8 protein-coding genes are annotated in these 6,894 nt (G+C 58.1%); 4 read left to right on the top strand and 4 right to left on the bottom strand.

What is annotated here, in order from left to right:
- Positions 1-330 precede the first annotated feature (330 nt).
- The gene (locus tag Q0M74_RS12270; RefSeq protein ID WP_293954895.1) at positions 331-1,818 is read left to right on the top strand and encodes a DUF1846 domain-containing protein; all 1,488 of its coding nucleotides are present in this window, start codon (positions 331-333) and stop codon (positions 1,816-1,818) included.
- On the opposite strand, the gene Q0M74_RS12275 is transcribed toward Q0M74_RS12270, so the two are convergent.
- Positions 1,815-2,906 (bottom strand): inositol-3-phosphate synthase, encoded by a 1,092-nt coding sequence (locus Q0M74_RS12275; protein WP_293954881.1) that lies wholly within the window; start codon positions 2,904-2,906, stop codon positions 1,815-1,817. The two genes, Q0M74_RS12270 and Q0M74_RS12275, sit on opposite strands and share 4 nt — an antisense overlap.
- Positions 2,907-3,088: 182 nt before the next feature.
- On the opposite strand from Q0M74_RS12275, the gene Q0M74_RS12280 reads away from it, so the two are divergent.
- Positions 3,089-4,006: a rhodanese-related sulfurtransferase gene (locus Q0M74_RS12280; protein WP_293954883.1), complete on the top strand. Its 918-nt coding sequence runs from the start codon at positions 3,089-3,091 to the stop codon at positions 4,004-4,006.
- 80 nt (positions 4,007-4,086) lie between these two features.
- On the top strand, positions 4,087-4,413 hold the full coding sequence (locus tag Q0M74_RS12285; RefSeq protein ID WP_293954885.1) for an antibiotic biosynthesis monooxygenase: 327 nt from the start codon (positions 4,087-4,089) through the stop codon (positions 4,411-4,413).
- Positions 4,414-4,486: 73 nt separating this feature from the next.
- Here the strand turns inward: Q0M74_RS12285 and Q0M74_RS12290 are convergent, their stop codons facing one another.
- From Q0M74_RS12290 to Q0M74_RS12300, 3 genes are all read right to left on the bottom strand, one after another.
- Complete coding sequence (locus tag Q0M74_RS12290; RefSeq protein ID WP_293954887.1) at positions 4,487-4,975, bottom strand: hypothetical protein; 489 nt, start codon at positions 4,973-4,975, stop codon at positions 4,487-4,489.
- A 63-nt stretch (positions 4,976-5,038) separates the two neighbouring features.
- The gene (locus Q0M74_RS12295; RefSeq protein ID WP_293954889.1) at positions 5,039-5,983 is read right to left on the bottom strand and encodes a universal stress protein; all 945 of its coding nucleotides are present in this window, start codon (positions 5,981-5,983) and stop codon (positions 5,039-5,041) included.
- A gap of 28 nt (positions 5,984-6,011) precedes the next feature.
- Positions 6,012-6,470, bottom strand: a complete 459-nt coding sequence (locus Q0M74_RS12300) for a MarR family winged helix-turn-helix transcriptional regulator (RefSeq protein WP_293954891.1) — start codon at positions 6,468-6,470, stop codon at positions 6,012-6,014.
- A 227-nt stretch (positions 6,471-6,697) separates the two neighbouring features.
- Between Q0M74_RS12300 and Q0M74_RS12305 the strand changes: the two genes are divergently transcribed.
- On the top strand, positions 6,698-6,894 hold a 197-nt coding region (locus Q0M74_RS12305; RefSeq protein ID WP_293954893.1), incomplete at its 3' end, for a DUF5318 family protein.

Consider the following 6,894-nt stretch of genomic DNA (forward strand, 5'->3'; position numbering starts at 1 on the left):
AAGAACTCTCAGACATCTCAGGTATCCGGGCTCATCAAGCAGGTGCGTGCTCTGAAACAGGGAGAAGTACTTGTTGGCAGTCTGAGCGGAAATTCCCGGGTTGTCACAGAGGAAGAATTCTTAAAGTGTTAACCACATGGTAATTGGTGGCGGACAAAGAGTCCCCACAACCAGACAGCGTTTTCAAGCCCTATGCATCAAGTGCACTCTCCTCTATCCCCTCACTCCTCAGAGCAGGTACAATTACTGCGTAGATATCGTTCCCACTGGTACACGGGGTAGAGTCACATGCGTCAGAAACAGCCGAGATCCAACTGGGGAGTTGACGCCATGCGCACCGGATTCGACCGCGACCTATATATCAGGATGCAGTCGCAGCACATCAAAGAAAGGCGCGAGCAGATCGGCGGTAAGCTGTATCTGGAGATGGGCGGCAAGCTTTTCGACGACATGCATGCCTCCCGTGTGCTGCCCGGCTTCACCCCGGACAACAAGATCGCCATGCTGGAAGAACTCAAGGATGAGCTCGAGATCATGGTGACCATCAACGCCAAGGATCTTCAGCGCAATAAAACACGCGCTGACCTCGACATCTCCTATGAAGATGATGTCTTGCGTCTCATTGACGTCTTCCGTGAGGCGGGCTTTCTCACCGAGCATGTGGTGCTCACCCAGCTCGAGGATGACAACTCCCAGGCACAGACCTTCATGCAGCGTCTCACCCGGCTGGGTATCAAGGTGGCCTGCCACCGCGTGATCCCCGGCTACCCGCATGACGCCCGCAGGATCGTCAGCGAAGACGGCTTCGGCAGGAACGACTATGTGGAAACCACCCGCAATCTCGTGGTGGTCACAGCCCCCGGCCCCGGCTCTGGAAAGCTGGCCACCTGCCTCAGCCAGATCTACGGCGATCACCAGCGTGGCATCGCCTCGGGTTATGCCAAGTTTGAAACCTTCCCCATCTGGAATCTCCCCCTCGAACACCCCGTCAACCTTGCCTATGAGGCCGCCACCGCGGATCTGGATGACATCAACGTCATCGACCCCTTCCACCTCACCGCCTATGAGGAGAAGGTCACCAGCTACAACCGTGATGTTGAGGTCTTCCCCCTGCTGAAGACCATGCTGGAGAAACTCAGCGGTTCCTCCCCGTACCAGTCCCCCACCGACATGGGTGTGAACATGGTCGGCCATGCCATTGTCGACGATGAAGTCTGCCGTGAGGCCGCCCGCCAGGAAATTGTGCGCCGTTTCTTCAAGGCGCTTGTCGACGAACGCCGCGAGGAGCTCGACGACACCGTTTCCTCGCGCATCGCGCTCGTGATGAGCAAGGCCGGCTGCTCCGTGGAGGACCGTCGCGTGGTGGCTGCAGCCCTGGAGATGGAGGCCAACACCGGCGCGCCCGGCTCAGCACTCGAGCTTGCCGACGGCCGCATCATCACCGGTAAAACCTCAGCCTTGCTCGGTTGCTCCGCTGCGATGCTGCTCAACGCCCTGAAGGAACTGGCAGGCATTGAGAGCAAGGTGGATCTGCTTTCACCAGAGTCCATTGAGCCGATCCAGTCCCTGAAGACAGAGCACCTGGGGTCCCGAAATCCCCGCCTGCACACCGATGAGGTGCTCATCGCCCTGTCAGTGTCTGCCGCAAACTCGGAGAATGCGCGCCTGGCTCTGGATCAGTTGAAGAACCTCCGCGGTTGCGATGTCCACACCACCACCATCCTGGGATCAGTGGATGAGGGAATCTTCCGCAACCTCGGAGTGCTGGTCACCTCAGAACCGAAGTTCCAGCGAAAGGCGCTCTACCGCAAGCGCTAGTCACCCCAGATGAAGGTTTCCAGCTGCTCACGTGCCTGATCATCAGGCAGCTGCTGCGGTGGGGACTTCATCAGGTAGGAGCTGGCAGGCATGACCGGTCCGCCGATACCGCGGTCCTTGGCGATCCGGCAGGCACGGATGGCATCGATGATGATGCCAGCGGAGTTCGGGGAATCCCAGACCTCGAGCTTGTACTCCAGGTTCAGTGGTACCCCACCAAAGGCTGTGCCTTCCAGGCGGACATAGGCCCATTTGCGGTCATCCAACCACTGAACATGGTCGGATGGTCCGATGTGGACGTTGCGGTCCTCAATCTTTCCAGCCAGTGGGCTGTCCTTCAGGTTAGAGGTCACAGCCTGGGTCTTGGAGATCTTTTTGGATTCCAAGCGGTTGCGGTCCAGCATGTTCTTGAAGTCCATGTTGCCACCCACATTCAGCTGCATGGTGCGGTCCACACGGACACCGCGCTCCTCAAACAGACGTGCCAGCACACGGTGGGTGATGGTGGCACCGACCTGGGACTTGATGTCATCGCCGACGATGGGCAGACCGGCATCAGTGAACTTCTGCGCCCACTTCGGATCAGAGGCGATGAACACAGGCAGCGCGTTGACGAAACCGCAGCCGGCATCCAGTGCGGCCTGGGCGTAGAGCTTATCCGCCTCTTCAGAGCCGACCGGGAGGTAGGAGACGAGGACGTCGACACGGGCGTCGATAAGCGCCTGCGCCACGTCCACCGGCTCGGCGGTGGACTCATCGATCATCGCCCGGTAGTGCTCACCCAGGCCGTCGAGGGTCGGGCCACGCTGCACCGTGACACCGGTGGTGGGCACATCAGCAATCTTGATGGTGCAGTTCTGGGAGGATTCGATGGCCACAGCCAGGTCCTGACCAACCTTCTCCGCATCCACATCAAATGCTGCGACAAACTCCAGATCACCCACGTGGTAATCACCGAACTTCACATGCATCAGGCCTGGAACCTGCTCCTCTGGGGAGGCATTCCGGTAGTACTCCACTCCCTGTACGAGGGAGGTCGCACAGTTGCCGACACCGGCGATGGCAACCCGAATGGTGGATTCGCTCATTAAATTCTCCTTAAAAAGACATTCACGGCTACGCAGCACGCTGCCGCACGCTTAACGACGCTACGTCCGCCACCAGCCCTGTGGTTGTCCAAAACGATCATGATCGATTAAGCGCCACCCCCTGTTGAGGGACTTGCCAGCGTTTTCGTCCCGCCCCCATCCGCCCATTACACTTGAGCACTGTGACTACCGGAAAAACTCTCCTCTACTACGCATTCACCCCTCTCCCTGACCCCAAGGCAGTTCAGCTGTGGCAGCGTGACCTGTGCGAGTCCCTGAACCTGCACGGACGCATCCTCGTGTCCGAGCACGGCATCAACGGCACAGTTGGTGGAGACATCGACGACTGCAAGGCCTACATCAAAAAGACCCGCGAACACCCCGGCTTTGCCCGCATGGAGTTCAAATGGTCAGAGGGCGGCGCCGAGAACTTCCCCCGCCTCTCGGTGAAGGTCCGCGATGAAATCGTCGCTTTCGGAGCACCCGATGAGCTGAAGGTCGATGAAAACGGCGTGGTGGGCGGAGGCGTCCACCTCAAGCCGGAGGAAGTGAACAAACTCGTCGAGGAACGCGATGACGTCGTCTTCTTCGATGGCCGCAATGCCATGGAGGCACAGATCGGCAAGTTCAAGGACGCCGTGGTGCCCGATGTGGACACCACCCATGACTTCATCGCAGAGATCGAATCCGGAAAATACGATGACCTCAAGGACAAACCCGTGGTCACCTACTGCACCGGCGGCATCCGCTGCGAGGTCTTAAGCTCCCTCATGGTCAACCGCGGATTCAAAGAGGTCTACCAGCTCGACGGCGGCATCGTCCGCTATGGCGAGAAGTTCGGGAACCAGGGCCTGTGGGAAGGCTCCCTCTACGTCTTCGACAAGCGCATGCACATGGAATTCGGCGAGGACTACAAGCGCGTGGGCCACTGCATCCACTGCGACACCCCCACCAACAAGTTCGAACACTGCGTCAACGAAGACGAATGCCGCGAACTCGTCCTCATGTGCCCGGACTGCTACGAGAACATGGAAACCCGCCACTGCGGACGTGAGGACTGCACCGAGATCGCAGCCAACCTCGCAGCCGCCGAGAACTAAGCCCCTTTCTGTCTCCCCGGCGTGCCCCCTCCCCCGAGAGGCGCGCCGGGTAGCCACAGGAAACGGTAGGCTCGGGACTCATGAGCATCGTCAAGATCAACGCAATTTCCGTTCCCGAAGGCGCCGGCCCCGAGCTGGAGAAGCGCTTCGCCGCCCGCCAGAATGCTGTGGACTCCCAGCCCGGTTTTGAAGGTTTCCAGCTGCTGCGCCCTGTCGCCGGTGAAGACCGTTATTTTGTCATTACGCAATGGGCCGATGAAGAGTCCTACAACGCCTGGCGTGATGCAGAGCGTGAAAAGGGTGGACACGGTGGTGGCGGTAGTGCACACGGTTCTGAGAAGAAGCCCGTGGCCAGCGGCGCTTCCCTCCTCGAATTCGAGGTAGTGGTGGACTCCAACGCTAAGTAGAACCTTTTTCTTGAGTACCGGAAATGACAAAAGACCTGGAATCTCTTTTCGAGATCCCAGGTCTTTTGTTCTTCTAATGTCCGAGGATGGCCAGAGGCAGAACCGAGGTCGCCCACAGCATGCTCAGCGGAATATGAATCCACAGCACACCCATCCAGCCACGCCAGCGCAGGAACTTCCGGTACTTGTCATAGAGGATCCAGGCACAGCCGAGCATGCCACCAAAAGCGATGAGGCTGGTGACGATCGGCCACCAGAGTTCCGCTGCCCGTGAACAGATCCACACCGCATCACCGGCATCACAGATCGGACCGCCCTGCATCCTGGCCACCCAGGCCAGGAGGTAGGCCGCTATGACAGTCACCAGAGGGGCCGCAAAAAGATAGATGAATGCCTGGCGCGATGACTGTTCATTCTTCCGCTGTTGCTCCATTGGATCCGGCAGGTTGCGCAGATCAGTGAAGTCATCGGAGAAGGTGGGACGCAGATTGGAGTAATCAGCCTCCTGGCTGAATATATTTTCTGGATGATCCGGGTTGAGGGGATGTTTTTTCTTGCTCATGGATTGTCCTCCTGTTATGTGACCCGACGATAGTCCTAACTCTCTGAACCGGCCAACAATATTCTATTGACCAGGGTAAACAATGGTGGGTACCGGAGAGTTGCGAATGATCTCCATGGTCTCTGTCCCCACGAAAACCCGTGCGATGGCATCGGCTGGACGGGACCCCAGGCACAAGAGGTCACCCTTCTTCCACTTCAACGCATTGATGGCCCCATTCCATCCCCGCCCGGAACCAACCTCACTGCTCACCGGCAGCGAGGAGTATCTGGCATGGACACTGTCCCTGGCGCGATCCAACATGGCCAGGGAATGCTCCCGCCACTCAGTGGACAGGATGGAGGTCAGATCGAGGTTCCCCGACTTCTTGGAATCATCAATGCCGGTGGGGGAAAAGGACAGGATGCGCAGCGGCAGACCCCAGGTGGAGGCCATCTCGGCGGCATCCATCAGGCCCTGCTCATGGGCATCGCCATCATCGCTGGTGAAGGCATAGTTGACCCGGGTGACACCCTTTTTGGACAGTTTGACGCCACGGGGAACAAGCCCGAGGGGAAACGGTGAGGTGTGAAGAAGTGCATCGGCGGTGGAACCAGCCAGGAAGCGGCCCTTCGGAGCTGTGGCATCTGATCCCAGCAGGATCAGGTCAGCGTTGAATCCCTCTGCAGCATGGGTGAGCAGAACGGATTCTGAGGGGCCGTCGGCGAACTTGGAGAAATTATCGTCCCAGTGGGACTTCTCAACCCCGGCGTTCTTCAAGGCCTTGATGGTGCGTGACTCATATTTGGCATCCAGGTTATGGAACCATTTTTTGTACTTTCCACCGAGTTTGCTGATGGATGACGAAGGCCACGGGCGGATAAAGGTGGTAATCACCTGAATATTGATGTCCGTAGTCCGTGACAGCCACGCAGCGAACTCAAAAACAGCATCATTCTGTTCCCCGGGATTTCCGTCAGGAGAATCTTCCGGGCGGCAGGATACGAGTACACGCAGCGTTGGGTTCATTAACTTCCGAGGTTGAGTTACATGGAACTTAAGAGCTTGCCGGCTCTTTCCAATTACCGTACACCTCGGAGAGTTCCGTGATGATATCGACCAGTTCCTCAGCCCGCTCCAACTTCTCAGGTGGGAGCATCTTCAACACCTCAGCCATCTGCTCATCACGCTCACTGTTGACGCGCTTGAGTTCTTCAGCACCCCGGTCAGTCAGCTGCACCTGGACACCACGGCGGTCCTTGGTGTCACGGATGCGCTCGACCAGGCCCAGCTGCTCCAGCTGGTGCAGGGCGTTGGAGGCGGTGGGCATGCGGATATCTTCAAGTTCAGCGATTCTGCTGATCCGTGAAGGGCCATTTTCAGCCAGGCGGCTGAGGATGGTGAGCTGTGGACCGGAAAGGTCGGAGTTCACGGAACGGCGGAAATAGAGGACATACAGCTTTGTCAGCGCGGGTCGCACGCGGGCAGCGAGATCCTCGGGGGTTACATCAGTCATGATAAGCAGCTTAGCGGTTAAAAGATTTGTTTCGCACCACTAACGTGTTCTCCTTGAAACCCTTCAGTGCCTTCACAGAAAAAGAGCAGGTTTAATATATGATCTCTCTTGTCCTGGGAAAGGGGTGAACTGCTCAGGGAGATTTCCATAGTGATTCCCCTGATGTCTCTCCCCGGTGTGAGCCGTTTGTCACTGCCTCCCCCATGACCACGTCTACACTTGCGCGTGTGGTGAATTATCGAAATGAGATCAGTCACCAGTGGACCCGCCGGCATACGCTCCGCCAGTTCAGGGATGGTCTGGTGTCCAGAGATGCAATCTGTGACGCTGACTTCCTCCTGGTGACTGCCGGGAGTTACCACGGTGAACCCGCCGAGTATGCCTGCCCCATCTGTGGGGGCGACAATCTGCGCACCGTGCTGTG

Source organism: uncultured Corynebacterium sp. (assembly GCF_945649885.1).
GTDB lineage: Bacteria > Actinomycetota > Actinomycetes > Mycobacteriales > Mycobacteriaceae > Corynebacterium.

Bases quoted from the DNA above. Each gene is read 5' to 3' on its own strand.
- Q0M74_RS12295 (WP_293954889.1), bottom strand. From the start codon at position 5,983: ATGAACCCAACGCTGCGTGTACTCGTATCCTGCCGCCCGGAAGATTCT.
- Q0M74_RS12285 (WP_293954885.1), top strand. From the start codon at position 4,087: ATGAGCATCGTCAAGATCAACGCAATTTCCGTTCCCGAAGGCGCCGGC.
- Q0M74_RS12270 (WP_293954895.1), top strand. From the start codon at position 331: ATGCGCACCGGATTCGACCGCGACCTATATATCAGGATGCAGTCGCAG.
- Q0M74_RS12290 (WP_293954887.1), bottom strand. From the start codon at position 4,975: ATGAGCAAGAAAAAACATCCCCTCAACCCGGATCATCCAGAAAATATA.
- Q0M74_RS12300 (WP_293954891.1), bottom strand. From the start codon at position 6,470: ATGACTGATGTAACCCCCGAGGATCTCGCTGCCCGCGTGCGACCCGCG.
- Q0M74_RS12275 (WP_293954881.1), bottom strand. From the start codon at position 2,906: ATGAGCGAATCCACCATTCGGGTTGCCATCGCCGGTGTCGGCAACTGT.